Origin of the sequence: Microcoleus sp. AT3-D2 (assembly GCF_036705715.1) — a bacterium.
GTDB lineage: Bacteria > Cyanobacteriota > Cyanobacteriia > Cyanobacteriales > Microcoleaceae > Microcoleus.
Genome location: NZ_JAUBVE010000007.1, coordinates 32,242 through 59,183, shown reverse-complemented (window position 1 = coordinate 59,183; position 26,942 = coordinate 32,242). Strand labels below are relative to the sequence as shown.

Here is a 26,942-nt window from a genome sequence, read left to right as displayed (position 1 = left end):
TTCAACTACTAGCATTCAATAATTGCGGGGATTTTTTAATTTTTCCCCCCCGAGCAGCTCCTATCATTTCCGGTTCCACCGGAATGATATAAAGGACACGGCAGTGCCGTTTCCCTACCCAGATTAATTGTAGGAACACGGCACTGCCGTGTCCTAGCGGTGGGTAATATTAATTCCGATGCTACCCGATTGGATATCACTTTGTTAAACAGGAATAATATCATACCACATTTTTGACAACTTAAAAAAGGTTATCAACTACTTAATTTTTGTTTACAGTCGTTAATAATTTATGTTATTTAGGTGATGTGAGCAGTAGAAATTTTAGGTTGAGATTTTTGGTGTGTGTCTTAATCAATAGTCCAGACTGTTTTTAGTTAGTAGTCTGAAAACATTGATTTTCGGTTGGTATTTCGAGCACGCGATCGCCGCATTGAAACCCTTATTCTACGGTTGGTAATCCAAAACTGTCCGCAGTATTGCTTAATAACGAAATATTAAAAGTTTTTCGTTCATTATTAATGAAGGAAAAACTTGTTAAATCTTTAATTTATATCTCACCAATCAAAACTATTTTCGGTGCATCCGCTGGCTGAGGCACTGCTAAACTGCCCCAGTTGCGGGATTTGTTTAAAGAACCTTGTGAGTGTGTTCGTGCTGTTTCACATTATCTTCAGTGCGAATGACGCGCTCGGAGTTGAGCACCCTTTTGCGTTCTAAGGAATAAGTAAAGTCGTTGCGAACTGTTCCCAAGGGAATGTGAAGTTGAGCTTGGGGGCGGATTTTGTAAGTGCGGGCAGCGGCGATCGCCCGAAAGCCAAATTCTTCGCTAAACTGAGCTGATGTCGGGAATTCTGGCAACATTTTGGGTGTTTCGCCGTCGAGCACTGCTCCCAAAGTCGTCCCGCAAATCATTAAATAAGATGTGGGAATTCCCTTCAGAATTGCTTCTAAAGCTGCTGAGGGAATAGCTTCGATTACTTGCACTTCAAAAACTTCGCCTTCTTCTTTGATGAAGCAGGTAGCTACACCGACTGCTATGTAGTCGTCGGTGCAGAGATCAGGAGCGTTGGGATAAACTGTTGCAGTCGTCATAAGAAAAGCTTGGTAGTGTGGAAACCGGGAACGAGAAATTATATCATTTCCGGTTACACCGGAATGATGTTGACTGTTGACGGTTGACTGTTGACGCCGTGAACAGTCAACAGTGAACTCGAATTTACTATTCCGATGCTAACGGATTTGATATTAAGCGATTTTAGATTTTAGATTTTAGATTTATTGCACGGTTTTTTTCGGGGATTTTACGTGGAAAATCTCAAACTGGCTGTTCTAATACCTAAAATTGTTGAGTTAAGCTCCAAGGAGCCGATCGCACGAGTGTGTCGATCGTACCACATCAAGGTAGATGCCGGATGATTCGGCAAGGATTCCCCGCCGCCACGACGTTTGCGGGAATATCTTTGACAACAACACTGCCTGCGCCGATCGTGCTATTGTCGCCAATAGTGACTCCTGGACAAATAATACTGCCGCCACCAATCCAAACATTATTGCCAATATTAATTTCAGTGGCTAGTTCTAGGCCAGAAAGCCTCAATTCCGGGTCTGTGGGGTGAAGAGCGGTGTAAATTTGTACGTTGGGCCCACACAGCAAATTCTCGCCAATGTTAACTCGATTGCAGTCGAGAATCACGCAGCCAAAATTCATATATAATCCGTTTCCCGCATAAATATTACTGCCGTAGTCGCAGTAGAAAGGTGGCTCGATTTCAACTTTTGGGCCAACTGCACCGAACCATTCGGCGAGAATTTCTAACCGTTTGTCTGGTTCGTCTTCGCGGGTAGAATTGTAGGTTCTGGCGATGCGGCGGGCTCGCTGGCGATCCAAAATTAATTGCTCATCAGCAGCTAAATACAATTCACCGGCGAGCATTTTTTGTTTTTCGGTTTTTTCCACAGTTTTTTCCAAGTTAAGAATTGGCGGTTGAAACCGCTACTTCACCAACGAACTTCCTCTCTAAGAGACTGAAGGATAATGTAGGGTGCGTAAGGGCGCACCTTACCGCTATAATTAGCGCGTCAGCTCATTTTTTGATGTTGTAGCATACATTTAGGGTTCAGGTTTTGACTGCAAACAAACAGCTAAATCCAGATTGGCTAATTTCTCAAAAGCTTGATTGATCGATCCTTTTCCCCGCAAAAAACCAGTATTTGCACCGGGACAAATATACTGTAAGGTTTCCGGCGAAAATCGATCGAGAATTGACTTCACGCTGTTAATTTGCCGGGGCCAGTGAAAAGTTTTTGCCGTCAACAGCGGTACTGGGGCGGCTTCTCGGTTGGGGAGCAAGTGCCTACCCGAAAACAGCACTCCACCGCTGCCACTATGATAAAGGCAAGAGGAACCAGGAGAATGGCCAGGAGTCCAAAATGCTTTGATTCGATCGCTCACAACAAATTCTCGCTCAAAAACCGTCACCTTCAAACCCGGCAGTAAATAAGCTTCCTGCTCTTGAATCAGGATCTCGCACCCTGTGGCTTCCTGAATCTCCCGCGCCTTGGCGATAGCGCCACGGTGGGTGAGAAACAGCAGTCGCACGCCGCCGTGTTCCCGCAAAAATGTTTGGTTAATCTCATCCCAAGCGGGACAATCCACCAGGATGTTAGTTTGGTTTTCTACAATGAAATAGGCGGTTGCACCCAGAGTTTCCCGGTTGGGCGGGAAAGCAAGGATATTGTCGAGCACGGGCCTGGGTTGTTTGGAGACTGAAGTCTGTTGTTTCAAGGAAGTATTTCAGAAGGGAATGGGATAAATATTATGTTCTTTTTACTATGGTTGTTCGTATTGGGGCTGATATCGTACTTCTTGTTGCAGAACGGCACCAGCCGCATCACCCGAACTCCGGTATGGCTGCTGTGGCTGGTAATGATGGCGCCGGCGCTGATTTGGAGTGGTTGGATTTTAGTTTACGGTACCAGCAAAACTGTACCGCCGGAGTTGGTAATTATACCTTTTCTGGTTTGCCCTTTTTTGTATTGGTTTTTGGTACAGTTGGGGCGCAAGAAAATTACCGCCGAAACTGTTGAGCAGTTACCAGACTCTGCGACTGAACCTGTAAAGCCAAAACCGCCCGTGCGCCCGATCAATCAAGAAGAAGAAGCGAGTTTGCGCGATTGTTTTCCTTGGTCAATTTACTTTTTGCGAGATTTGGAATTTCGGCCACAGGCTGTAATTTGTCGCGGACAGTTGCGGACAAACCCGGAGGCGGCTTATCAGGCAATTCGGGAGAATGTGGAGAGGCTTTTTGGCGATCGCTTTTTAGTAGTATTTCAAAACAGCTTGAGCGGTCAACCTTTTTTTGCTATAGTTCCCAATCCCAGCCACCAATCAGGAGAAACTCCTGTCAAAACCGAATCTGTAACCCGGCCATTTTTCGCATTAGCTTTGCTGCTGATTACGGTGTTTACGACTACGCTTGTCGGGACGCGACTTGCCGGAGTTACTGAACAAGCTTTGCAGTCCAACCCATCAATGTTGCTGCAGGGTTTGGCTTACTCGCTAGCTCTAATTACAATTTTAGCCATTCACGAATCCGGCCACTATTTAGCTGCCCAATTCTACAAAATTCGCACGACTTTGCCTTATTTTATCCCGATTCCTTTTTTCTTAGGAACTTTTGGAGCTTTCATTCAAATACGGAGTCCAATTCCCAACCGCCGTGCTTTATTTGATGTTAGCATTGCCGGCCCCCTTGCGGGTTTAGTGGCGACAGTGCCATTATTAATTTGGGGTTTGAATCATTCGACTATTGTACCGCTGTCTGAGAAGTCGGGAATGTTAAATTTTGAGTCTTTTAAACCCAATTTTTCGCTGCTGATCACTCTCTTGAGCAAGTTAACCTTGGGTGGTGCTTTCAATGCGGAAACTGCGCTCAATTTGCATCCGGTAGCGGTGGCGGGTTATTTGGGTTTGATCGTGACGGCGTTTAATTTGATGCCGGTGGGACAACTCGACGGCGGGCACATTGTACACGCGATGTTCGGCCAACGAGCGAGTATGGCGATCGGGCAAGTTGCTAGACTTTGTATGCTGCTGCTTTCTTTTTTGGAACAGGGTTTACTGCTGTGGGCAATTATTTTGTTTTTCACGCCACTAAACGACGAACCGGCGTTGAATGATGTCAGTGAATTGGATAATCGGCGGGATTTTTTGGGGTTAATGGCGATCGGGCTTTTGTTAATGATTTTGTTGCCGGCGCCCAGGGTACTCCTTGAGTGGTTAAATGTTTAGAGGGAAGTTCGGCAACGGATTCGCTCGACGGGTTTAAGGGATTTAACGGATTTAACTAACGGATCGATGCCGAAGTCCGAGGGAATAGAGAGGGAGGAAGAAAAGAGAGGTTGACAAAATCCTGCAAGAGTTGCTCTACAAGCGAGTTTAGCATTTCTCAACTCGCTTTCTCTCTCGAAGTAATCTTTATTTTCACCGACTGATTAGAGAAATATGTCTTACAAATCCTTTACTTTCCAACAATTAGAAGAGCGATTTGGATTGGAGCTATCACTCAGTCCTATTTTGAGTGCCAAGGTTGTTCCTGTAGAACCCTCCGAATGGCTTTGGAGAGCAATGGAAATTAGTTCTAACACTGCTGTTACAACTGCAAAAGAACGTTCGGAACGGATTATTTCTCCTATTCTGTTAGAATTTAGAGAAAGGAACAACAGACAATTTTCTCTTTTTTCGGGTTGGTCATTTGATGTAGATGCTGAGCTGGGATTGAATGGGGAATGCGACTTTCTATTGTCTTCCGTGCCGTTTGATTTTGAAATTAAAGTTCCGGTTTTTGCATTGAGAGAAACGAAAGTCGGAGAAATAGAATCTTGTCTGCCACAGTGTGCAGCACAAATGGTAGCTGCTCAGCTATTTAACGAACGCGAACACAATTCCATACCTGCAGTATATGGCTGCGTAACTACTGGCGTTGTCTGGCGGTTTCTTAAATTAGAAGAAAATAATTTAATTATTGATGTTGATGTTTATTGTCTCGATAATGTTCCTATGATTTTAGGCGTTTTGCAAACAATCGTTAATTTATACCAATAATTTTGCGAGTCTAATAAAATAGGTTGGTAGGGAAAATTCCGTTGTTATTATCAAATTAATGATATTTTTTTACCAGAGGCGATAGCGACAAGTTTAGCCCAAAAATAGAATAATATAGCTGTACCAATAATCGCAATGACTCCAGAACAAACAGCGCTAATTCCGATTTATCGCGAGCAGTGGCGACAAACTGGACTTTCGATAAAACCGCTCGATCGCCCGCAAGCGACAGCGGCAATCAACACCGCCTACAACATCATCGGCTGTCCTGAACCGGAAATTATTTTCTGTGACAGCCCTTACATAGCTTTGCAAGCAATTGAACCGCTAAGGATACGCGATTCTGGTCTGGGAATGGCCAGCGAAATCAGAAACAAAATTCATAATGAATTGTACGATATATTAAGAAGTCAACTCGGCAGGGAATTAGAAAATAAGATTTACAGCCAACTGTATAATCCGCTGTATGCTCAACTGATGAATCAACTCCACCTTCATGTTAAAGACGAAGTTTACATCAAATTAGCAAGGAAGTTGGGCGGGAGATTTCAGAGATTCCTGATCGATCAGGCTTATCATAATAACAGCATAGTTTCCGAACTCTCAGCCTGTCACGGAAGTTGGGTGGATTTTTGTATTGGCGTGTTAAATTTGGAGTACGATCGCCCTTTATACTCAGCCTTTAAATCTTTAGTGGAAAACTGCGGCTGGATTTACCCGTTTGAGAAAATGTGCTTTGTGTGCGATCGCCCGATCCAACTTCATTTTGATAGCGAATATTTGCTCCACGCAGAATGTCAAGCAGCGGTTGAATTTGCTGACAAGTTCAGTGTATACTCTTATCGCGGCGTGCGACTGCCGGAAATAATCGGTCAAGTTCTGCCGCAGTCTTGGCAAGCTTCATGGCTATTAACAGAACAGAATGCTGAAGTGCGCCGAGTTTTGATTCAGGCGATCGGCTATCCGAGAATTTGTCAAGAATTGCAAGCAACTGAATTGGATACTTGGCAAGAATATACTTTGTTGAAAATTGAGAATAATATTGACATAGAGCCAATTTATTTGTTAAAGATGACTTGTCCGAGTACGGGACACCTTCATGCTTTACGAGTGCCCCCAAAAGTGCAATCGGCTAAAGAAGCGATTAGCTGGGTAAATTGGGGAATAGATCCCGAAGAATTTCAAGTGCAGACTTGACGCGAAAGTTGAGAGTTTTGAGTACGCCAGTTGACAGTTCAAGAATTACAGCGCCCCCAAAGCAGCATTCTCCATCAGTCCAGAACAATTAAAAAATGTAGATTTACAGCCCGCACTTGGTACTATGTACTCTGGCAGCTAAAACCCACAACTTCAAATCGACATGAGCCAGCATTCAGACCGCATTGCCCCTCACGGCGGCATCCTGGTCAACCGCATTGCCACACTAGACCAAAGACAAGAATTTTTCGACAAAGCAGAAGTCTTGCCGCGAGTCCAGCTTTCGGATCGATCGATCTCCGACCTGCAAATGATCGCCATCGGCGCCCTGAGTCCCCTCAAAGGGTTCATGAACGAAGCTGATTATCGATCGGTCGTTAAACAAATGCGCCTCTCCAACGGTCTTCCTTGGTCGGTTCCCATCACCCTCTCGGTAACAGAAGAAGTCGCCGCCCCCCTGAAAGCAGGAACTTTAGTGCGCCTCGACTCGCCGGCGGGCGAATTTGTCGGGCTCTTGGAACTTGCAGAAAAATATCACTACAGTAAAGAAGAAGAAGCCGTCAACGTCTACCGCACCGACGATCTCAAACATCCGGGTGTCCAGGTAGTAGACAAATCCGGGCCCGTTAACCTCGCAGGCGACATTTGGCTGCTGGAACGCGAACCAGATCCCCGTTTCCCCCAATACCAAATTGACCCGGCGAAATCGAGAACGCTGTTCACAGAAAAAGGATGGAAAACCATAGTCGGTTTCCAAACCCGAAACCCCATCCACCGGGCCCACGAATACATCCAAAAATGCGCCTTAGAAACAGTAGACGGCTTGTTCCTGCACCCGCTAGTGGGGACGACAAAAGAAGACGACATCCCGGCTGATGTGCGGATGCGCTGCTACGAAATTCTGCTAGAAAAATACTATCCAAAAGATCGCGTAATTTTGGCAATTAATCCGGCGGCGATGCGCTACGCCGGGCCGCGAGAAGCAATTTTTCATGCTTTAATCCGCAAAAACTACGGCTGCACTCACTTTATCGTGGGGCGCGATCACGCTGGAGTTGGCGATTATTACGGCACTTACGATGCCCAATATATTTTTGACGAATTTGAGCCGGGAGAATTGGGAATTGTGCCGATGAAATTCGAGCACGCTTTCTATTGCACACTGACGGAACAAATGGCTACAACTAAAACAAGTCCCAGCACTCCCGAACAACGGGTGCATTTGTCTGGAACCAAAGTTCGGGAAATGCTGCGCGCCGGAAAATTGCCGCCGCCGCAGTTTTCCCGGCCGGAAGTCGCCGCAGAATTAGCCAAAGCCATGAATATTTTCAATTACGAGATTTAAATCTTGAACTTTGGTGGGGGCGACATTCTGAAGAGTTTTGAATTTTGAGTTTTGAGTTTAAATTTTACAAGTTTAAACTTAAAACTTAAAGCTCAAAACTTAAAAATTATCTTAATACTAAACACTCACAACTTAATTAAATTCCCTAAAATTATTGAGGGGAATTTAATTGAAAATTCAAAACTTAAAATTCAAAGCTATTTAAAAATGGGACTCAAGCGGCGGGAATTTTTTCAGGAAGCTGGCCGGGTGCTGGCAGCCATCGGAATCAGCGAGGCCCTGTGGCTGCGGTTGGGCGATGGCTACCTCCAAGCCTTAGCGCAACCGACTGCCAGGAAGTTGGCTTTGTTGGTTGGCGTTGACAAATATCCAGACTCGCCCCTGCACGGCTGCGTCACGGATGTGGAAATGCAGCGGGAACTGCTGATATATCGGTTTGGGTTTGTGCCCTCGGACATTTTGACTTTGACTGACGCTCAAGCTACCAGGGAAAATATCGAGACGGCTTTTGTGACTCACTTGAGGGAACAAGCAAAACCCGGTGACGTGGTAGTTTTTCACTTTAGCGGCTGCGGTAGTCGAGTCAGTTTGGCCGAGTCTCCCGGAAAAATGCAAAACAGTTTGGTGCCGGCGGATGATGTTTTGCCGTTGTTAGCCAACCGGGCGGTGAACGATATTTTAGAGGAAACGCTGTTTCTGTTGATGCGATCGCTCGCGACAGAAAATGCGATCGCCATCCTCGACACCAGCTACCATTATCGGGGTTTCCCCACAAACGGCAACTTTCGCATTCGATCCCGCCCCCGCCCCACCATCGGCGAGCCGGGCCTCGCAGAATTAACGTTTGCCCAAGACCTCCGAACCCGCAAAAATCTTCGTCCTGCCGCGGCCGTACTTGCCGCAGGCGCGAATTCCCAACTCGCCGCCGAACAAGAGTGGGGCGGATTTACCGCAGGTTTGTTTACCTACGCCCTCACCCAAACTTTGTGGTGGGCAACTCCCGCTAGCAGCTTCAGCGTCAGTTTCAGTCGCGCTGCGGGTAATGTCGAGCAAATCGCGGGGTTATCGCAGCAACCGCAAATTCTCAATCACGATTTAACAACCGCGCCGGCGGCGAATTTTTCAAATTTAATGTTGAATTCCCCTGCATCTGACGGCGCTGTGACGGCGGTGGAAGACGGCAGCAAAACTGTGCAGTTGTGGCTGGGGGGGTTGTCGCCCTGGGTTTTGGAGTGCTGCGGGGGTTCTGTGTTTGCTGTGGATTCCTCAGCGGGCGCGAGGCTTTTGCTGCGGGGACGCACGGGACTCTCTGCTAAAGCCCAAGTTTTAGATGGGTCTGCTCAAACAAACGGCGAATTAACTGTCGGCGAACTCGTGAGGGAAGAAATTCGGGTATTGCCGCGAAACATCGGTTTGACAGTAGCTTTGGACTCAGGTTTGGAACGCATCGAGCGCGTGGACGCTACCAGCGCCTTTGCGACTGTGCCGCAAGTTTCGGCGGTAGGCAGCGAGCAATTGGCTGACTGTCGGTTCGGCAGAGTCCCGGAAACGACTTTAGCCGAAACTTCCTCGGCTCACGAGCCTGCTTTGTATCCAAGCCGTTACGGTTTGTTTTCTTTGGCTCAAATGCTGATTCCCGATACTGAGGGCGACGGGGGAGAAGCAGTTAAGGTGGCGGTGCAGCGCTTGACTCCGCAGTTGAAAGCGCTGCAGGCTGGGAAGTTGCTGCGGCTGACTACCAATGAGGGGTCTTCGCGCCTGAAGGTGCGGGCGGTTCTGGCAACTACCGCACCGCAAGCGCGGGTCGTGGCACAGCGGGAGCCTGTGCGGGCCGAAAAATCTTACCGCCTGGAACCGCTGACCGGGGAAAGTGAGAAATCTGATCAGCTTTCTATACTAAGTGTGAACAACGCCAGCCGAATTCAGTGCAGATTGTATAACGATAGCGATCGCCCGGTTTACTTTGCGGTGTTTGACTCGAGCAGCGCGGGACGGCTGTCAGTGCTCGGCGCTGAGGCAAAAGACGGTGTGGGGGGGATGTCGCGGCCGATCGCTCCTGGGGAGAATGTGACCGTGCCGACGGCTGGGGCGATCGGGTGGGCGGTATCGGGGCCGATCGGACTTGCGGAAATTACAATTATATTTAGTGAGAAGCCCTTCGCTCAAACTCTGGCTGCAATAGAAGCCGAAATCCAGCAAACGAGGGATGCCCTGCCAATTCGAGTGTTGTTGAATCCTTTAAATGTGGCGCGGGCTGTGCTCGAAGATTTGCACGCGGCTAGCATTCCGGGGGTGCAGAAAGTGGGGATATCGACGGATGATTGGGCTTTGGATGTGAATGTTTGGGCAAGTCTGAGTTTTGTTTATCGGGTGGTTTAATTGAAAAATGGGGACTTGGGAATGTTTTCTATAACCTATAATCTGAATCTATCCCAGTACGAAATCGATATTCACTTCCAAATCAGGAAAGGCGAGCGACGCAACTTGTTGACCCCGCCAAAATTTGTGGATTAAACTGTAACCATTCGGAGTTGGCTGGCGGTAAACTTCTAAACATTGTGCCTCTATATCTACTAGCCAGACTTCTTGAATTAGCGATCGAGCGTAAATCAGAACTTTCACATCTCGATCGTAATCAACCGTGCTATCGGATACTTCTACCAACAGCAAAACTTCTGACGGTACTGGATGTCCTGTTGAATAGTAATCAGCCCGGGGTTGCAGCAATACTATATCAGGTTGAGGTTCGGTTCGCTCGCTCAACTGGATGGGGTTTTGCACATCCAGAAAAGCCCGGTTACTGGGAATTTCGCTGAACAGTCCGATGAATCGTCTCACACAGGAAGCATGACGAGTTCCAATTGCTGCCATTTGGATAAGTTCTCCTTCTATCAGTTCTACCCGATCGCCCTCGGAAAGAATACCAGCTTTGCCCATTAAATGATATTCTTCTACGGTCAACAACCTTTTGAGTAATTGCACTGCCATAACCCACCGCGCTGCTAATTATTATTTTTTAAATTGTAGTCGATCTGCCAAGGAAAAAGTCATGTTCAGCGGTCATGGGTAATTGGTAATTGGTCACTTGTAATGCCCTTCGACTTACTCCGGCTACGCTCAGCACGAGTCGCTCAGGAACCGCGTACCCGAAGTATTGGAAATGTTAACAGTCAACTGTCAACTGTCAACTGACTGATAAAGCTTTTCTACCATTTGAGCCAAGCGTTTCATGGCAGTTTCAATCTCATCATTTGTTGCCGTCAAACTGATGCGTAAACACTCATGTTTGTGCTGCCAATCTTCTCGCAAACCGGGGAAGAAAGAACTTCCTGGCACGACAATTACGCCGACTTTTTTCAACTCTTGATATAGTTCCCAATCAGTCTTTGGCAAATCTTTCAGCCACAACCATGCGAAAATTGCTCCTTCGCCCCGGTGCAAAAACCACGGCAAATCCTTCGGCATTGCTTGTTCTAGGGTGCTTTCTACGATCGCAAATTTGCTTTGATAGTACGGCCGAATTACGTTGATGGAAATATCGGCAAGAGCGCCGGAAGCAATGGCACGAGTTGCGATCGCCTGTCCGTATCTCGGCGAATGAATGCACATATTGGTCTGAAAACATTCTAATATTTGAATGATTTTTTCATCGCCGATCGCAATTCCGATTCTTTCACCAGGTAATCCGGCTTTCGACAAACTCATACAGTGCACGATATTGCCGCCAAAAATCGGCGTCATTTCGGTAAAATTCAAGGACGGGAAGGGAGGGCCGTAGGCGGAATCTACGAACACCGGCGCGTCAAAGGCGGCCGCTAAATCGGCAATTTTCTTAACTTCGTCGTCGGTGAGAACGTTGCCGGTGGGGTTGCAGGGACGGGAAAAAATGACGCAGCCGGTGGTTTGGTCGATCGACAATTGGCTGAAATCCGGGCGGTATTTGAACCTGTGGGCGGCTGCATCAATATCGAGGGTGGGTTTGCAGGCGACTACCGCTTCGGGAATCAAGCTAACGCCGCCGTAACCGGTGTAGTCTGGGCTCAGCGGTAAAACAATATTTTTAAGCTGTTTGCTGGTAGTGTAGCCGCCGAAAGCATTGGCTGCGTAGAAGTAAATTGATTGACTTCCGGGAGTAATTAGAATATTGCGATCGGTCAAATTCAGTCCGTAACGCTGGTTAAAATCCGCCAATACCGCATTGATAAATGGCTGATAACCTTGACTGGAACCGTAGCGACAAACCACCTCGCCGTATTCTGGGCTGGCCAAAAGTTCCGCAGTGCAGTCGCGCCACAACTGTTCGACTTCCGGCAAAATCACCGGATTTCCGGCGCTCAAATTGATAAACTCCTGCCCGCTGCCGGCTCTGAGTGTTTCAATAATATCTTTCATAATTGCCCGAACTCCCGTGAGGTGGGACATCTGAGCGCCAAATTGAGTCAGGGCAGGGTTCATAGCAAATGCAGCGACAATGATAGAAGTTTACAGTTTACCTATAATAACTCCAGTCGCAGGCGTTAGCCTAGCTTATCTGGGGCATGGGTTGTCTATCGAACGTCTGATTAATTCAATAAACTCGATCGCACAGCGTTTTGTTTCTTCCCCTGTGCGCCGGAATATAAGATTCAGGGCATTTGTGGAGCTGGATCGATCGAAGAGTGTTTTTTGCCTAAAAATTAGCGAACGGAACAGCAATCTCTAATTCAAGAGTTGTAGTAAGATTTCACGCCGTCGGGCCCGATGAATTGCCGACACTTGACAACAACCATTGGAAAAATCTAAAATTAGCCGTAGAACCCGGTCGCAACAGAATTTTATGGGCTCCTGTTACTGCTATAATTACAGGTTTAATCCAGCCCCAAGAATCAGATTTGTTGCTAACTCATCTTCATGATTCGCGGTTTGTTGACAACGGTGCATTTTATCATCAATCCGACTAAAGCCAAGATAGATCGTAAGGTCGCCCTTTGAGGGACATTACATAACAAACACGTAAATTCCAAACCCAATTAACAGCCGTAAAATTCAACACAACAATGACACACTTTCCACTTATAGAATACGAGCAACTTACCGATCCTAAAGCCAAAGCAGTGTACGAAGAAATCTTGACAGACTTGGGGTTTGGCATCGTCCCCAACCTATTCAAGTCAATGGCAATCAACCCTGACATATTAGAAGCAAATTGGAAAAAATTCCGGAGAACAATCCTGCAAGGAGACTTACCCCGCACGCTTAAAGAAATGGTCGGCGTCGCTATTTCTCAATCCAATAATAGCGAGTACGCTCTCCAAGTTCACCTGCACGGATTGTCAGCCTTGGGGATGAGCGAAGAACTACTGCGAACCCTAGTTTCTGACTTTGCCAACTGCCCTTTGCCAAAACGTGATAAAGCCGTAATTACCTTTGGCTTGCTGGCTGCTACAAAACCGCTGGAAATGACAGAAACTGATTACCAAAACCTGCGGGATTTAGGACTTGATGATTCAGAAATATTTGAGATTATTGCGACAGCCGACTTGTTTAGCTTTGTCAACCGATATACTGATGCAATAGCCCTCGAAATAGATGCTTTGTAATCTATATTTTATACCCATATTATGGGCGATCGGCTAGAAGATCAAGATCGAGAAGAACTTCTGTTGACAGCCCGCCGTTTGTTAGCAGAAGCTCAAGCGCTTTCCATCCGCATTTCCGCTGTCAACGAAGTTGCCACTGCCATTAACCGCACCCTCGATCTCAACCAGATTTTGCGGGTACTAGGCAAGCAAGCCAAATGGCTACTCGACTTTGAACACTTTAGCGTTTGCCTGCACAGCACTAACGCTTGCATGACCTTATTTGGCCCGCATATTCCTGTAGATATTGCAGCCCTCCCAGAGGGCGGCCCTATTCACAAGGCCTTCAACACACGTCAACCTCAATTAATTCAAGAAGCGAGTGCTACTGCTATTTTATCCCCCTACGCTTCGCAAATTATCATTCCTTTGGAAAGCGAAGGTAAGGTTTTAGGGACAATTAATTTTGCCACAACCAAGTCGAGAGCTTACACTCAAGAAGATTTACGAATTGGCTATCTTTTGGCTTTGCAACTATCTTCAGCCATCCGCAATGCTGAACGCTTTAAAGAGATAAATAGCCTGTATTCCGAACTCGATGCTGAAAAGCACAAATCTGATCAGCTACTGTTGAACGTGCTGCCTGTTGAAATTGCCGAGGAACTAAAAAATAACGGCAAAGTGGAACCACTGTATTATGATAACGTATCGGTTTTATTTACTGACTTTCAAGACTTTACTCAGTTATCTGAAAAAATGACGCCGCGAGAGTTGGTTGACGAGCTAGATTATTGTTTTTCTTATTTCGATCGCGTGATGGATAAATACTCTATGGAAAAACTGAAGACTATTGGCGACAGCTATATGTGCGCGGCGGGAATTCCTACCCCTCGCCCAACACACGCCTTTGATGCTGTACTTGCTGCCATAGAAATTAGACAGTTCATGGATTTGCGAAAAATACAGAAAGCTCAACAAAATATCCCTTATTGGGATATCCGAATTGGCATTCATTCAGGCCCAATACTTGCTGGAGTAATTGGCAATAAAAAGTTTTCCTATGATGTCTGGGGAGATACAGTTAATACTGCATCTCGGATGGAATCTTCCGGCGTATCTGGAAATATCAATATCTCTCACGACACCTTTGAATTAGTTAGAGATTTTTTTGAATGCGAATACCGAGGAAAAATTTATGCTAAAAATAAAGGCGAGTTGGATATGTATTTGGTTCACCATCTTAAATAAATTTGGGAATGGCTAAGCGAGTCCTTATTGTATTTTAGATTTTAGATTTTGGATGTTAGATTTTGATTAAGGAATGACTGATTACTATCACGGTTTGGATCGCGGGCCTACAGTTGCCGTTTTTTTGACTGGTGTTAGATATAGCAATCCTTGCAGGAGTCGTAAATTTTTTACCCCACCCCAACCCTCCCCTTGGTAAGGGAAGGGAGTAAGAAATTGACAAATGATTTAGGATTGCTATATTGAAATCCAACTCAACTATGAACTGAGAATATATAGCTCGAAGTTGTTTTTCCGAGTTCGGTATTGTATCGGATTGTCACCAGGCTATATTAAAATTATCGAGTTGTAGATTTTATTTTTTAATTATTTATGCGTATTTGGCAAGCCGATTTTTACCGCCGCCCTCTCCAAGACGAAACTGGCAAACCACTGTGGGAACTCTTAATTTGCGACTCGGAAGGCAGTTTTCAATTTAGCGCTGTTTGCCGCCAGGGGGACGCAAATTCTAATTGGCTAGCTTCGCAGTTGCAGCAGCAAGCTCAAACCCAAAATTTGCCAGACTTGATTCAAGTATTTAGACCTCAGTCTCTGGGCTTAATCGAAGCTGCGGGCCAAGTATTGGGTGTCAAGGTAGAAGCGACTCGGCGCACTGCGGCTTTGAAATTGCTGCTGCAACAACGCGCAAAAGAATATTTGAGTATGCCTAATTATACAGGTGAAACTTACAGTGCGATCGCCCTCGACTCGCCGCCGCCCGTACCCTTACCCGAAAACCTCTGGGGCGATAGCTGGCGTTTTGCTTCCCTACCCGCTGGCGACATTGAAGATGCTTTTCAAGGGCGTCCCCTGCCAATTTTGGAAATGCCAGAATTGCTGTTACCGCTGAATTTGGGCTTGGCTTCAACAGTCCCCGTACCAGGAGTTGTGATAGACGGCGGGCGCCAATCTATGCGGTTGGCTAGATGGCTTCAGGATGCCAAACCTTTCGCTTTGAATTATATTGCTGGAGAACCAGACGGATTGATATTGGAAGCTGGGTTAGTAGATAGATGGGTTGTGGCTACTTTTGAAGATAGCGAGGTGAAAGCCGCGGCCCAAATTTACCAACAGCGCAAGCAATTAAGTAAAGGATTACATTTTTTGTTAGTCCAGCCCGATGATAGTGGCATGACTTATACAGGCTTTTGGCTATTGAATTTTGATCGATAATTAAGATGTAAATAATATTATTTGTGATGTCGAGGGCTCGCGCGCCGAAAAATAGTAAAACACCGCCCGAACTCAGTTCCCACCGATACAGGCTCAAGCACAAATTTTAAAACAGCTTCTTGAGCTAACAAGAGATAGTGCTGCCAAATTATTCTACAACTAAAATCAAGCCGTTTTGGATGCCCTGGCACACTCGGTTGATGTGACACTGGTCTTTTTCGTTAAGACCTTTCTGGGCGAGCATTGCTGACTTCAGCAGTCGTCTGTCAAGGGGGGTAATCTGGCGAAAAGCAAAGATGCGCTCGACGATCGCCTCGATCGAGATTTTGGGGAGGTTAGCAGAGCTGACTGTCATGGTCTTAACACGCTAAAAATAAGTAACAGAACTGTGTACCTTTATTTTTAAAGATTTTGTGAAGCTACTTTGTGATTATAATCACAAAGTTTTGGTGACAAAATAGTGTATGTGGGGTGACTGTTGTCACCAAATCTTCAATTATCTTTACGTCAACTTAACGATGGCCCGATAGAATCACTGTGGTAAAACTCAACCAGAGGGTAAAAATGGTACAAGCAAAAATCGGAATTATCGGCGGCAGCGGTTTGTATAAAATGGAGGCCCTCAAGGATATTGAAGAGGTGAAAATTGATACACCTTTTGGAGCGCCATCGGATGCCGCAATTGTGGGAACATTGGACGGTACGCCGGTAGCATTTCTGGCTAGACACGGCCGCAACCACACTTTTTTGCCCTCAGAAGTGCCTTACCGAGCAAATATTTATGCAATGAAGAGTTTGGGAGTTGAGTATTTAATCTCAGCGTCGGCGGTTGGTTCCCTGAAAGCAGAGGCGAAACCTTTAGATATGGTAGTGCCGGATCAGTTTATCGATCGCACAAAAAATCGAGTTTCTACCTTTTTTGGAGAAGGAATTGTTGCTCACATCACATTCGGCGATCCGGTTTGCGGCGAATTGGCTAAAGTATTGGCAAGTGCGATCGAATCCTTGAACCTCACCGACGTTACCCTGCACCGGGGCGGCACTTACGTCTGCATGGAAGGCCCCGCATTTTCCACAAAAGCAGAATCCCACCTTTACCGCAGTTGGGGGGCGACAGTCATCGGCATGACAAATTTGCCGGAAGCAAAACTAGCCAGAGAAGCAGAAATTGCCTACGCAACTTTAGCATTAGTCACCGATTATGACTGCTGGCACGAAGATCACGACAGCGTAACAGTAGAAATGGTAATAGCAAATTTACACCGCAATGCAGAGAATGCTCAAAAAGTCATTCAAGAAACAGTCCGTAGACTAACAGAAAACCCCCCAGTATCTGATGCACATTCAGCTTTGAAATATGCAATTCTGACTCGGCTGGATCAAGTGCCGACCGCAACTAAGGAGAAAATGGGCTTGTTGTTGCAGAAATATTTGTAAAACGAACCGTGAAGACGCAAAAAGCGCGAAGGAAAAACTGCATTCCTTCTTTCTCTTCCTTCGCGTCCTTAGCGTCTTCGCGGTTCATTTAATCTTACGACCTATTCGTTATCCTATAGTTGACGATTATTTCTGAAGGATTAATTTATCAACTGCTTGAATGCGTCGTGTTCCCGAATTTTTTCTAAATCAGCTTCACTTTTTGCCAACTCCTTACACACATTCGGATTGAGATTGAGGGCGCGCTTTAAATTTTCAATTGCTAATTCAATTTTACCTTGTAGTGCATAACATCGGGCTTTGTTGTACCAAATTCTGTAAAAGTCAGGCCGAATTTTAGCAGCATTGTCGTAGGAAGCGATCGCCGCTTCGTATTTTTGCAATTTGGAGAGTGCAACGCCTCGATTGTTCCAAGCGTCAGTATAATCATTTTTGATTTGTAGGGCTTGATTGTAAGAAATTACTGCTTGTTCGTACTCCTGCATTTTGGAAAAAGCAACGCCTCGGTTGTTCCAAGCATCGGCATAATCGGGTTTGGCTTGAATTGCTTGTTCGTAACAGCCGATCGCCTCCTGGTACTTCTGCAACTCCAACAATACCACCCCTCGATTGTTCCAAGCGTCGGGATAATTGGGGCGAATTGTAGTAGCTTGTTCGTAAGAGGTGATCGCCTCTGGATACCGCTGCATTCTCGTCAGCACTACTCCTCGGTTATTCCAAGTATCGGCTAAATCTGGCTGAATTTTCAGGGCCTGATCGTAAGCCGCGATCGCATCTTGATAACGGTTTTCAAAGAAACAAGCATCTCCCTGTTTAGCATAGTCGGCGGCCGTCAATAACTTTTGGTAATTGCCATAGTTAACCGGAGCAAATTCTTGAATTTGGGCGTCGGGAAATAACAAGTCTGTTTCTGCATCGGCCGGGTGACTTTGGTGTTGAATTTCGCCTAAGATAGTTTCAGCGTCCGAAATTAATAGTTTTAATTGAGAGATTGTATCGTAATGGAGACTTTCAATTTCTTGGCGAGCAATTGTTGTCTGCTTCGACAATTTGCTCAACAGAAACCAAACCCCAACTCCGGCTGCTGTCGGAAACAAAGTTAGGGCTATTACCAGCCCGTTAAGCAGTACCGCCGTGCGCCCAAAAGCAATGTCAACTTCTTCTTGAACTCGATCGCGAATTTCTTCTTTAAGTTGCTGCTGTGAGAATTGCTGCTGAACCAACAGTGCCACCCTCGGTTCAGACGCAGAAACGCTACTGGCGCAGACTAGAATAGTCAAAAGGGCGATCGGGCTAATACTTTTTCTAAAGATACTTGACAAACGCATTGCCTTAGTGATACGCACCTGAGTTGCGATTTCCATGTGTCAAGAGATGCTGATAACGATGATCCCAGACTAGCCCATTTGTTCACAAACTCTTAAATACAGGATATCTGTTGTGCAGTCCCCTCCGATCAAATTGCTGACGCAAGAATTGCTAGACGAAGTTGCCGCTTCCTCCCGCAGCAGTCCCCGCCAGCGACAAAACTACAATTTCCACGACTTGTCAGAAAAAGTGCAGCGGTTTGTCAACGTGCTGCAACCAGGCACTTACGTCCGCCCTCACCAACACCTGCGCCCGCCTGCCGTTAACGGTTTTGAGTTTTTTGTGGTGATTCAAGGAGAAGTCGGTATTGTTATTTTGAACGAAAACGGTCAAATCCTGCGCTCCTTGCGAGTCAGCGCGGCAGGCCCGACTCGCGCTGTCGAACTGCCAGAGGGCACTATTCACACGTTAGTAGCTTTGACACAGGATACTGTGATTTTGGAGTTTAAGGAAGGGCCTTACGACGTGGGGGCTGATAAAGACTTTTTGGCAAGTTTTCCTGCTGAGGGAACTGCGGCGGCGCGAGAATTAGTCCTGATTTGGGAAGCGGAATTTAACAGTTGACGGTTGACTGTTGAGTGTTAAAGGTTGACTGTTAACTGTTAACTGTTAACTGTTGACTGTTGACTGTTAAAAATCTAAAATTTAAAATCGATCGACTGTTGACTGTTAAAAATCTAAAATCTAAAATCTAAAATCGATGGGCTGATTACTAAGGACTGATGAATCTAATTGTCGTCATCCGATTGTATAAATCCGGGGCGTTGCGAATGATTTTTCTCAAGAGCTCATCCGTCACCCAAAAGACGAGGGGAAACGAAAATGTTTTGCTGAATTCGCTGCATAATAGGTTGGTAGAAACGAGCAATCGATCGATCGTCTCCACTGATTCCAAACCGAGGATCATTAAAGCTGGAGGCTGTTCCCCGTCTATTTCTGCTGCCATTGTCCTGTAGAGAGTTGTCGCCGATTTGGGCAAAAACAGTTGCTGCGGTTTCACGGGACAATTTACTTGCAGCCGATCGACTATTTGCTGCCGCAAAGCCAGCGAGTTGCAGTTGACTAAAACGAAAGAAAAGTAACCTTGGGAAAGACGGAGCGTCCGAATTAAAGTGGATAACGACCGCTCGTTATATTTAGCTGCATCGTCTTTAGCTGTATTTTCTGAGCTTTGCTCGACCAACATAAATTGCATATTTTTTATCTAGTTTTAGAGATTTTCTAGATTAAATGATGTTTCTAAAGAAAATGTGAAGATTGGAAATTTATTTTTCCTTTAAAAACATTTGGGTAACTATACCACGGTTTTAAATTAATATCAATAGTCCCATCGAAATAGTCCGATCGACAGATTTGACTTGAACCACTCAAAAAGCACCTGCGACGGCACAACACAATTATAGCCACCGCAGAACGAAGAAGCATATTTCGCAAGGGTTTCAGCAATTAATAACGTTCTAAATATCTGGCACAATTTCTAGATTAAATGTAATTTAAAATACAAAAAAATTACCTAAAATTCTCAGCCAGCGGCAAAGTAAACCAAAAACTTGCCCCAGCACCGGGAGTGCTAATTACCCCTATTTGGCCGCCGTGAGCACCAATAATTTGGCGACAAAGATATAGTCCCAAACCCAAACCGACGGAGTGTCGAGATCGATCGCCCCTAACGTAAAGGTCAAAAAGATGTTCGCACTGTTCCGGCAATATTCCCGCCCCGTCATCTTCCACGGTACAGTAAATCATCCTACTTCCGGGATTGGGGATTGGGGATTGGGGATTGGTAATGGGGGATTGTGGATTGGTATTAGGTAATTTGTCGAGATCTTGTTTGGCTGTTGTTTGATTTATAGTTAATTTCCCCGCCTTGATTACTTGAGCCGAAACCGTTAAATTCAGTCCCGGCAGATTGTGTTTCAAAGCATTAGCAATTAAATTAGAAAACACGCGCCACAACTGAGTCTTGTCAGCATTCACGGCGGGCAAATCATCGGGAACCAAATTTTTAAAAGTAGCTTTACCCTCATTCATTAAAGGCTCCAAATCTGTCGCAGCAGCTTCAACTACCGCCCTCAAATCAACCCGCTCGCAGTGCAAAACCAAACCACGCAATTCCCCGGCGTGAACTTCTAACAGCGAATTTATCAACCGCAATTGCTGCTCGCTACCTTGAATCATCCGCTCCAAAATAGAACGGGGAATTGCGATCGAATCCCCATGTTTCGTCTGCCAATTTTTCAGCACCATTAACATTCCCGCTACCGGGTTTCGCAAGTCGTGAGAAAGAGCGTGGATAAACAGCCGCAGCGATTCTTCTGCCTGTTTGCGCTGCGTGATATCCTCAATTAAACCCTCATAATAAAGCACGACGCCGCTGCTATCCCGTACCGCCCGCGCCTTCTCAGAAATCCAGACAATACTGCCGTCTGAGCGGTAAATTTTAGATTCAAAATCCGATACTGTGCCGCTTTCCTCGATCGATCGCAAAAACTCATTTCTGCGAGCCGGATCGACGTACAACTGCCGCTCAATATCAGTAAACTTTGCCGTCACTTCTTCCGGGGAATCGCAGCCGTAAATCCGCGCCAAAGCTGGATTTGCAGTAATATAACGGCCATCGGGAGTGCTTTGAAAAATCCCCTCGCCCGCATTCTCAAAAATGCTGCGGTACTTCGCCTCCGCCTCTTCCAACTGCTGGTAAGCAGATTCCAACTCACGCCTGGTACTAAACTCTTTCCGTTGCAGACATTCGTACCAATAAACCGACAAATCGCAAATCAAACAAATCCAAAACAAATATAAGTACAACCCGGTCAACTTAAAAGGAGTATACTTAGCAAAACTTAGATTTAAAACCAAATTTATCCCGACGTGGCAACACAAAACGCCGAGTTGAGAAATCAGGTGGAGGCGCCAGCGGACGGGCATCAGCGTAGCTTGGATCAGAAACGCTAAAATCCAGGTAAAAATTGGTAATTCCCCTGCTTGTGCGACAGCTAGCCCAACCTGTACAACTACCGTCAGCGACCACGAAAAACCCAAAAATAGCAAACCGGGATAGCGCTGTCCGAAGGAGGTTTTTTGCAACACAAAACAGGTCAACAAACCCAATTCTACAGCAGCGCTCGTGTACAAATAAACACTTTCAAACTCCTGGCGAGCGAAGAATCTTTCGCCCAGAAAATAGACCGTTATTGTGAAGGCAAAAAAGATGGCAATTCCGACAGCAGGGCGCAGCCGCTCTCGGAGGAAGCGATCGCGCCACACCTCGTAAACCGTTAATGCCTGAACTGATTTTGCATTGCCCAAATAGTTCATACCATTTTAGATTTTAGATTATATCAATTCCGGTTGCACCGGAATGACTGTTGACTGTTGACTGTTGACTGTTGACTGTTGACTGTTGACTGTTGACTGTTGACTGTTGACTGTTGACTGTGAGTCGAAAAACTTAGCGGTTGCGCGGATTTTAGATTAGAGATTAAAGAATTGAGAAAGAGGGTTCGTCCGACTTGACAGCAGGTAACAAAAACCAGAAAGTCGAACCACCGCCGGGAGTGCTTTCGACGCCAATTTCGCCGCCGTGAGCTTTGATAATTTGCTTGGAGAGGTACAAGCCCAAACCCAGCCCTGTTAATTGTCGGCTATTAGGGTCTTGAACGTAAAGTTCAAATAGAGATTCCCGCTGTTTGGCGCTGATTCCCACTCCATTATCTGTTACAGTACAGCGAACCATTTTTACGGTGACTCCTGGCAATTTGCTGCCGATATTGCCAATTTGACCCTGATAGCGGGGCATTTTGCAACTGCCGTCGAGGTTGAATTTGGCCAGGGTTTCCTGATTTTTCTGGGTGGTCTCGCCCATCCTAGGACGATCGCCCGCAGCAGATATCCCGTTAGCGATACAGCGGGCAAGCGGATTATTGGGCGATGTTAAAGCCTGGGAATTTTCTTCATAACTTAGCGCTGTTTCAACTGCAATTACCTCGGCTTTAAAAGTTATATTGACTCCCGGAGGATTATGTTTAATAGCATTAGTCAACAGATTTTCTAGCACCCGCTGCAAGTGTTGGCGATCGGCTTTGACTTGTGGCAAATCCGCCGGAATATCCTGAGTCAAAGTTGCTTGATTTTTTGCCAGCATCGGTTCTAAATCGGCAATAATGGCTGAAGCTAAAGACGGCAAATGCAGCGGTAAAGTATTGATAACAATACCTTTGACCTCGCTAGCGTGAGCGTCTAGCAGGGAATTAACCATCGTCAACTGGTGTTCACTGGCCTGAACGATGCGCTGCAAAATCGATCGAGAAACCGGAACATCTTGTAGAGAGTCAGACGGCGATTTGTTGAGCAAGTTTTTCAGCAGTATTAACATTCCCATAACAGGAGTGCGGAGATTGTGAGAAACTGCGTGCAAAAATAGGTCTTTCAGGCGGTTGCTTTCTTGCAACTCGTGCATTTTTTGCTGTAGTTGGTGGGTGCGTTCCTCCACTTGAGATTCCAAGTTGGCATTGAGAGCTTTTACCTGCTGCAAAAGTTGGGCTTGCTGGAGAGCGATCGCCACTTGGGTAGCGAGTTTTTCCAACAAATCAATTTCAAATTCCTGCCACTGGCGAGGCCCCGAACACTGGTTGACGGCCAAGATCCCGAACAATTCATCCCCTAGGAAGATCGGCACATTTAACGTCGCGCGAATTTGATAGTCGCTGTACAATTGGGCAATTGGAACGCTGAGTTGAATGCTAGCAGTATCGGAGATAGATCGGACGCGGTTGTTAGCATAAAAAGTTTTCTGGTTTTCGAGTAGATTTTCGTCAGCGAGTACCCACCCCAAAAGAGAACGGCATTGGGCACCCACAGACTCGGCAACAACCTTAGCGTACACCGGGCTAGGAAGATGTACCCCGCCCGCATCCACAATACCAATGAAAGCGCGGTCTGCCTTAAAAAATTGCCGGACTTCCGCAACAGTAGTATTGAGAATTTCTTCTAGGTCGAGGGACTGGCGAATTCGCAGGGCGATTTCTGAGAGCAAGCGATCGCGATCGGAGGACGCCCGCAAAGCGGTTTCCGCGCGGTGGCGTTCGGTAACGTCTTGGACTGTGGCGGCGATCGCCCCTGACTCAATTGCCGACTGTTCGCAGACAGTGCGTTCGGAGCCATCTGCCAGCACAATTCGGTAGTTAATACAATAGGCTTGGCGCTGCAACATAGCTTGGCGCTGCGATCGCGCCACCAATTCTCGGTCTTCTGGATGTACAGCTTGCAAAAAAACTTCTGGTGTCGGTTTGACAGTTCCAGGAGCAAAACCCAAGAGGCGGTAAAGTTCGTTTGACCACCGCAATTCGATATTGGATATATGATGTTCTGCGGATTCTTCGCAGTTGTCAGTTGCTGTGAGGGCGGCGCAATTTAAATCCCAATTTCCCAAGTGAGCGATGCGCTGAGCGTTGGCTAAACTAGCTTCGCGATCGCGCAGCATGGCGGCCGTGCGGCGCACCTCCACCAGCGCTTGCTGGCGTTCTGCTACGGCGGCGGCCAACATCAGAGCCACAAGGGCGATCGTACCGGTAAAAGCTTGTAAAAATAAAACCGCCTGTTTGAGATTATCGCTTTTAGCCAAAAACGGGCCGCCTCCCTGCACTGCTCCCCAAATCGCGATGTAAGACACGATCGAATAAGCAAAAATCGCTCCCGCCGATTGAAACCGCAGGGCAGCCCAAACTATCAGAGGAAAAGGCAGATACTCCAGCGGATACTGAGCGATCGCCGCTTGTGTTTTTGAGCAAAAAAACAGCCAGCTCACGCTCAGCAAGAGAGTCAGCCACAGCGCTATTTCTGAATAATTAATAATTAAAAATAATAGATTATAACGGTTTTCAGTTGCAGAAAATGTGTGGCTGCGATTAGTAATTGGTAGTTGATTATTCTCTCTGTTAAAAAATGTGATAAAAGATGAAATAATAGGTTTTTTTAGTGGAGATTTAAAATTATTAACGGCGTGCTTTAAAGTCAGCAGCACTGGCGTCACAATCAAAATTCCCATGCCGTCTCCGAGCCACGTAGTCCACCAGTTCCGAGGGAAATTGCTCCACTGAGCCCAACCAAAAATGCACGTACCCAAGTTGCCGAGGATAGAGCCGAGGAAAGTAGACCCGATGACAGCGCCCGCTACCAAAGCCAGAACATCTCGCAGTCGATCGAGTTTGGTAGAAAATCCGCTCCAAGTCAGCAAAGCCTCTCCAGCCAGCGCTTGCAGGGTGACGCTAAAAGCCGATGTGGCAATGACAGCCGACGGTACACCGCCGGTAGAGTTTAACAGCACTGAACCGAGGACAATTCCCGGCCACATCCGTCGCCCTTGCAGTAGCAGTGCCGCTAGAGCAATACCGGCGGGCGGCCACACGGGGGAGGGTTCGGTTTTCACCAGTCCCAGCATCGACGCTGCGAGTTTTCCGGTAACAAAGTAGGCCAGCGCCAGGATGCCGGTGTACAGAAGCGTTCGAGTGCGGGGGTTGAGCAGTTTCATGTTTAGGTGCGATCGAATCCTCCATTCCTAGTTTTTAATTTAGGCGGCTTTGGGGCGATCGAGCTTCCTCCTGACGACTCACCTGACTGGGGGAGTGGGAAGTTGACTGTTGACTGTTGACTGTTAACTGTTGACTGTTGACTGTTGTGATTGGTGATTAGTAGCAGCTAACAACTCCCCATGCCCCATGCCCCATGCCCCATGCCCCATGACTTCTTAAAATCCAAAACTCCGCTTACCATCCGGCTTAACAGTAAGCCAATTGGTCTTGGCCATTGCCAGTTGTTCCTCAGAAACTGTAGCGTTCGTAAGATTCGCCCCGCACAAATTTGCTCCCCGCAAATTTGCCTTAGTCAAATAAGCCCCCGTCAAGTCAGCACCTCGGAAATCCGCCCCTTCAAAATTGGCAGTGCTGCAATAAGCCTCAGTCAAATTAGCATCTCGCAAATTCGCCTGAATTAACCTCGCGTGACCCAAATTCGCCCCCGACAAATCCGCTGCTTGCAAATTTGCCTTCACCAACCTAGCCTGATAAAAATTCCCCCCCGCTAACTGCGCTTTTTGCAGTTGCAAACCCGACAGTTCGCAGTCAGCAAAATCACGCTTGCCTTTAAAATATGCCGCTCGCACGCTGTTGGTGTCCCACTTAGGAGCAACTTTCGATAGCTTTGACGCTGCTAAATTACCGCTAGAAGGTCCAACCGTTCCGAAAGTTCTGCCGGACTCAGCCAGAGTCCGGGAAACTCTCGGCTGCATCCCCGTGTTCCCGGATTGGCTGAAGGAAGTTCTACCAGCGCGGGTGTGGTTCGATCGTAAATCTTGATTAATTTTGCTCTCAGGCCGTGACCACGAAGAACCCTCGTCATTAAATATTGTCGGTTCTTCAACAGCACGAGAAGAGCCGTTGAATTGAGTTGCCAAGCCATCCACAAGACTTGGGTCTTCAAATTCGCCAGAGAGAGCTCTGAGGACATCTGCTGCTGATTGGAAGCGGTGGCCAACCATCGGCTTTAGCATTTTTTCGAGAATCCGCGCAAAATATGCGCTTACCTGAACGTGGGGCTGCCAAACAATTTCGCCGGTTACTCCATCAAAATCTAAATCCTTGGGCGACTTTCCTGTCAACAAGTACAAGCAAGTCATCCCCACCGCGTAGATGTCGCTGGCAAATATCGGCCGCAGCGCCATTTGTTCCGGCGGAGCAAAACTAAATGTGCCGACTGAAAATTTCGTGTTGGCGCTTTGGTCGGCGGGGTCTAATAATATTGTTTGGCTAACTTGGTCTTTTACCGCTCCGAAATCAATCAGAACTAAGTGCCCGTCTTGAACTCGGCGAATAATATTTGCGGGTTTGATGTCTCGGTGAATTACTCCTTGGCTGTGGATATATTGCACTACTGGCAGAATTTCTAATAGAAAATTTTTAACGTCAGATTCGTTGAAACGGCCTGAGTGCTTGACTTCTTGTTTCAAAGTCGAGCCTCTAACATACTCTTGAACTAAGTAAAATTGCTGTTCGGTTTCAAAATAGTCTAGCAGCCTCGGTACTTGCGGGTGGTCGCCCAGTTGGCCGAGGGTTTTTGCCTCTCGCTTGAATAATTCCCGCGCCATTTCTAAAACTCGCGGCGACGAACTACTGGGTCGCAGTTGCTTGACTACACAACTCGGTTGACCGGGCAAAGAGATGTCTTTTGCCAGAAAAGTAGCTCCAAAACCTCCTTGTCCTAACGGTTCAATAACTCGGTAGCGAGCGCGCAGCAATAACCGCGCGCCGCAAGTCTGACACTGAAGAATAGAGTCAGCAGGGTTTTGAGGATGGGGACAGCCCGGATTTACGCAGTAGCTCATATTGATTGAGTTTGCCTATGTTGTTCTGATCTTGTCAGCGCCGCTCGACTGCACAAATAGCCTGTTCCTGCTTCTGGTAGACATACTAATCTA

21 protein-coding genes are annotated in these 26,942 nt (G+C 46.6%); 10 read left to right on the top strand and 11 right to left on the bottom strand.

The window, feature by feature from the left end; translation table 11 throughout:
• Positions 1-630 precede the first annotated feature (630 nt).
• From QUB44_RS05030 to QUB44_RS05020, 3 genes are all read right to left on the bottom strand, one after another.
• Positions 631-1,095: a hypothetical protein gene (locus QUB44_RS05030; RefSeq protein ID WP_333036242.1), complete on the bottom strand. Its 465-nt coding sequence runs from the start codon at positions 1,093-1,095 to the stop codon at positions 631-633.
• 304 nt (positions 1,096-1,399) lie between these two features.
• Positions 1,400-1,960 carry a sugar O-acetyltransferase gene (locus tag QUB44_RS05025; RefSeq protein ID WP_333162440.1) on the bottom strand — a complete coding sequence of 187 codons (561 nt, stop codon included), beginning with the start codon at positions 1,958-1,960 and terminating at the stop codon, positions 1,400-1,402.
• Positions 1,961-2,113: 153 nt separating this feature from the next.
• Positions 2,114-2,788 (bottom strand): MBL fold metallo-hydrolase, encoded by a 675-nt coding sequence (locus tag QUB44_RS05020; protein ID WP_333363907.1) that lies wholly within the window; start codon positions 2,786-2,788, stop codon positions 2,114-2,116.
• 33 nt (positions 2,789-2,821) lie between these two features.
• On the opposite strand from QUB44_RS05020, the gene QUB44_RS05015 reads away from it, so the two are divergent.
• The 5 genes from QUB44_RS05015 to QUB44_RS04995 all read left to right on the top strand — a co-directional run bounded on the left by QUB44_RS05015 (position 2,822) and on the right by QUB44_RS04995 (position 10,028).
• On the top strand, positions 2,822-4,294 hold the full coding sequence (locus QUB44_RS05015) for a site-2 protease family protein (RefSeq protein ID WP_333363904.1): 1,473 nt from the start codon (positions 2,822-2,824) through the stop codon (positions 4,292-4,294).
• A gap of 213 nt (positions 4,295-4,507) precedes the next feature.
• Positions 4,508-5,107, top strand: a complete 600-nt coding sequence (locus QUB44_RS05010; RefSeq protein ID WP_333363899.1) for a hypothetical protein — start codon at positions 4,508-4,510, stop codon at positions 5,105-5,107.
• Positions 5,108-5,242: 135 nt separating this feature from the next.
• The gene (locus QUB44_RS05005; RefSeq protein WP_333162432.1) at positions 5,243-6,304 is read left to right on the top strand and encodes a DUF6745 domain-containing protein; all 1,062 of its coding nucleotides are present in this window, start codon (positions 5,243-5,245) and stop codon (positions 6,302-6,304) included.
• Between the two features lie 163 nt (positions 6,305-6,467).
• The gene (gene sat / locus QUB44_RS05000; RefSeq protein ID WP_333162430.1) at positions 6,468-7,649 is read left to right on the top strand and encodes a sulfate adenylyltransferase; all 1,182 of its coding nucleotides are present in this window, start codon (positions 6,468-6,470) and stop codon (positions 7,647-7,649) included.
• A gap of 207 nt (positions 7,650-7,856) precedes the next feature.
• On the top strand, positions 7,857-10,028 hold the full coding sequence (locus tag QUB44_RS04995; RefSeq protein WP_333363896.1) for a caspase family protein: 2,172 nt from the start codon (positions 7,857-7,859) through the stop codon (positions 10,026-10,028).
• Between the two features lie 48 nt (positions 10,029-10,076).
• Here QUB44_RS04995 and QUB44_RS04990 read toward each other — a convergent pair whose 3' ends face one another.
• Both QUB44_RS04990 and QUB44_RS04985 read right to left on the bottom strand, forming a co-directional pair.
• Positions 10,077-10,637, bottom strand: coding sequence for a Uma2 family endonuclease (locus tag QUB44_RS04990; protein ID WP_333363893.1), 561 nt, complete (start codon positions 10,635-10,637; stop codon positions 10,077-10,079).
• A 189-nt stretch (positions 10,638-10,826) separates the two neighbouring features.
• Entirely contained in the window at positions 10,827-12,104 is a 1,278-nt protein-coding gene (locus tag QUB44_RS04985) for a valine--pyruvate transaminase (RefSeq protein ID WP_333363890.1), read from the bottom strand.
• Between the two features lie 581 nt (positions 12,105-12,685).
• Between QUB44_RS04985 and QUB44_RS04980 the strand changes: the two genes are divergently transcribed.
• The 3 genes from QUB44_RS04980 to QUB44_RS04970 all read left to right on the top strand — a co-directional run bounded on the left by QUB44_RS04980 (position 12,686) and on the right by QUB44_RS04970 (position 15,667).
• Entirely contained in the window at positions 12,686-13,228 is a 543-nt protein-coding gene (locus QUB44_RS04980) for a peroxidase-related enzyme (protein WP_333363887.1), read from the top strand.
• A 21-nt stretch (positions 13,229-13,249) separates the two neighbouring features.
• Entirely contained in the window at positions 13,250-14,455 is a 1,206-nt protein-coding gene (locus QUB44_RS04975; protein WP_333363884.1) for an adenylate/guanylate cyclase domain-containing protein, read from the top strand.
• Positions 14,456-14,827: 372 nt separating this feature from the next.
• The gene (locus QUB44_RS04970; protein WP_333363882.1) at positions 14,828-15,667 is read left to right on the top strand and encodes a Tab2/Atab2 family RNA-binding protein; all 840 of its coding nucleotides are present in this window, start codon (positions 14,828-14,830) and stop codon (positions 15,665-15,667) included.
• Positions 15,668-15,815: 148 nt separating this feature from the next.
• Here the strand turns inward: QUB44_RS04970 and QUB44_RS04965 are convergent, their stop codons facing one another.
• Positions 15,816-16,022 carry a hypothetical protein gene (locus QUB44_RS04965; RefSeq protein WP_015177188.1) on the bottom strand — a complete coding sequence of 69 codons (207 nt, stop codon included), beginning with the start codon at positions 16,020-16,022 and terminating at the stop codon, positions 15,816-15,818.
• A gap of 209 nt (positions 16,023-16,231) precedes the next feature.
• Between QUB44_RS04965 and QUB44_RS04960 the strand changes: the two genes are divergently transcribed.
• Positions 16,232-17,104, top strand: coding sequence for an S-methyl-5'-thioadenosine phosphorylase (locus tag QUB44_RS04960; RefSeq protein ID WP_333363879.1), 873 nt, complete (start codon positions 16,232-16,234; stop codon positions 17,102-17,104).
• Positions 17,105-17,244: 140 nt separating this feature from the next.
• On the opposite strand, the gene QUB44_RS04955 is transcribed toward QUB44_RS04960, so the two are convergent.
• Positions 17,245-18,468 (bottom strand): tetratricopeptide repeat protein, encoded by a 1,224-nt coding sequence (locus QUB44_RS04955; protein WP_333363876.1) that lies wholly within the window; start codon positions 18,466-18,468, stop codon positions 17,245-17,247.
• A 76-nt stretch (positions 18,469-18,544) separates the two neighbouring features.
• Between QUB44_RS04955 and QUB44_RS04950 the strand changes: the two genes are divergently transcribed.
• Entirely contained in the window at positions 18,545-19,036 is a 492-nt protein-coding gene (locus QUB44_RS04950; protein ID WP_333363873.1) for a WbuC family cupin fold metalloprotein, read from the top strand.
• A gap of 148 nt (positions 19,037-19,184) precedes the next feature.
• On the opposite strand, the gene QUB44_RS04945 is transcribed toward QUB44_RS04950, so the two are convergent.
• The 4 genes from QUB44_RS04945 to QUB44_RS04930 all read right to left on the bottom strand — a co-directional run bounded on the left by QUB44_RS04945 (position 19,185) and on the right by QUB44_RS04930 (position 26,849).
• A complete protein-coding gene (locus QUB44_RS04945) occupies positions 19,185-19,667 on the bottom strand; it encodes a hypothetical protein (protein WP_333363870.1) in 483 nt (160 codons plus the stop codon).
• Between the two features lie 314 nt (positions 19,668-19,981).
• Positions 19,982-21,790, bottom strand: a complete 1,809-nt coding sequence (locus tag QUB44_RS04940; protein WP_333363867.1) for a PAS domain-containing sensor histidine kinase — start codon at positions 21,788-21,790, stop codon at positions 19,982-19,984.
• Positions 21,791-21,953: 163 nt separating this feature from the next.
• The gene (locus QUB44_RS04935; RefSeq protein WP_333363864.1) at positions 21,954-25,001 is read right to left on the bottom strand and encodes an MASE1 domain-containing protein; all 3,048 of its coding nucleotides are present in this window, start codon (positions 24,999-25,001) and stop codon (positions 21,954-21,956) included.
• A gap of 216 nt (positions 25,002-25,217) precedes the next feature.
• Positions 25,218-26,849 carry a serine/threonine-protein kinase gene (locus tag QUB44_RS04930; protein ID WP_333363861.1) on the bottom strand — a complete coding sequence of 544 codons (1,632 nt, stop codon included), beginning with the start codon at positions 26,847-26,849 and terminating at the stop codon, positions 25,218-25,220.
• Positions 26,850-26,942: the final 93 nt, after the last annotated feature.

What these genes read in the sequence shown, in the direction of transcription:
- QUB44_RS04930 (WP_333363861.1), bottom strand. Translation starts at nt 26,849, where the DNA reads ATGAGCTACTGCGTAAATCCGGGCTGTCCCCATCCTCAAAACCCTGCT.
- QUB44_RS04995 (WP_333363896.1), top strand. Translation starts at nt 7,857, where the DNA reads ATGGGACTCAAGCGGCGGGAATTTTTTCAGGAAGCTGGCCGGGTGCTG.
- QUB44_RS04955 (WP_333363876.1), bottom strand. Translation starts at nt 18,468, where the DNA reads ATGGAAATCGCAACTCAGGTGCGTATCACTAAGGCAATGCGTTTGTCA.
- QUB44_RS05010 (WP_333363899.1), top strand. Translation starts at nt 4,508, where the DNA reads ATGTCTTACAAATCCTTTACTTTCCAACAATTAGAAGAGCGATTTGGA.
- QUB44_RS04960 (WP_333363879.1), top strand. Translation starts at nt 16,232, where the DNA reads ATGGTACAAGCAAAAATCGGAATTATCGGCGGCAGCGGTTTGTATAAA.
- QUB44_RS05030 (WP_333036242.1), bottom strand. Translation starts at nt 1,095, where the DNA reads ATGACGACTGCAACAGTTTATCCCAACGCTCCTGATCTCTGCACCGAC.
- QUB44_RS05015 (WP_333363904.1), top strand. Translation starts at nt 2,822, where the DNA reads ATGTTCTTTTTACTATGGTTGTTCGTATTGGGGCTGATATCGTACTTC.
- QUB44_RS04990 (WP_333363893.1), bottom strand. Translation starts at nt 10,637, where the DNA reads ATGGCAGTGCAATTACTCAAAAGGTTGTTGACCGTAGAAGAATATCAT.
- QUB44_RS04975 (WP_333363884.1), top strand. Translation starts at nt 13,250, where the DNA reads ATGGGCGATCGGCTAGAAGATCAAGATCGAGAAGAACTTCTGTTGACA.
- QUB44_RS04935 (WP_333363864.1), bottom strand. Translation starts at nt 25,001, where the DNA reads ATGAAACTGCTCAACCCCCGCACTCGAACGCTTCTGTACACCGGCATC.
- sat (WP_333162430.1), top strand. Translation starts at nt 6,468, where the DNA reads ATGAGCCAGCATTCAGACCGCATTGCCCCTCACGGCGGCATCCTGGTC.
- QUB44_RS04970 (WP_333363882.1), top strand. Translation starts at nt 14,828, where the DNA reads ATGCGTATTTGGCAAGCCGATTTTTACCGCCGCCCTCTCCAAGACGAA.
- QUB44_RS04945 (WP_333363870.1), bottom strand. Translation starts at nt 19,667, where the DNA reads ATGCAATTTATGTTGGTCGAGCAAAGCTCAGAAAATACAGCTAAAGAC.
- QUB44_RS04965 (WP_015177188.1), bottom strand. Translation starts at nt 16,022, where the DNA reads ATGACAGTCAGCTCTGCTAACCTCCCCAAAATCTCGATCGAGGCGATC.
- QUB44_RS04985 (WP_333363890.1), bottom strand. Translation starts at nt 12,104, where the DNA reads ATGAACCCTGCCCTGACTCAATTTGGCGCTCAGATGTCCCACCTCACG.
- QUB44_RS04980 (WP_333363887.1), top strand. Translation starts at nt 12,686, where the DNA reads ATGACACACTTTCCACTTATAGAATACGAGCAACTTACCGATCCTAAA.
- QUB44_RS05005 (WP_333162432.1), top strand. Translation starts at nt 5,243, where the DNA reads ATGACTCCAGAACAAACAGCGCTAATTCCGATTTATCGCGAGCAGTGG.
- QUB44_RS04940 (WP_333363867.1), bottom strand. Translation starts at nt 21,790, where the DNA reads ATGAACTATTTGGGCAATGCAAAATCAGTTCAGGCATTAACGGTTTAC.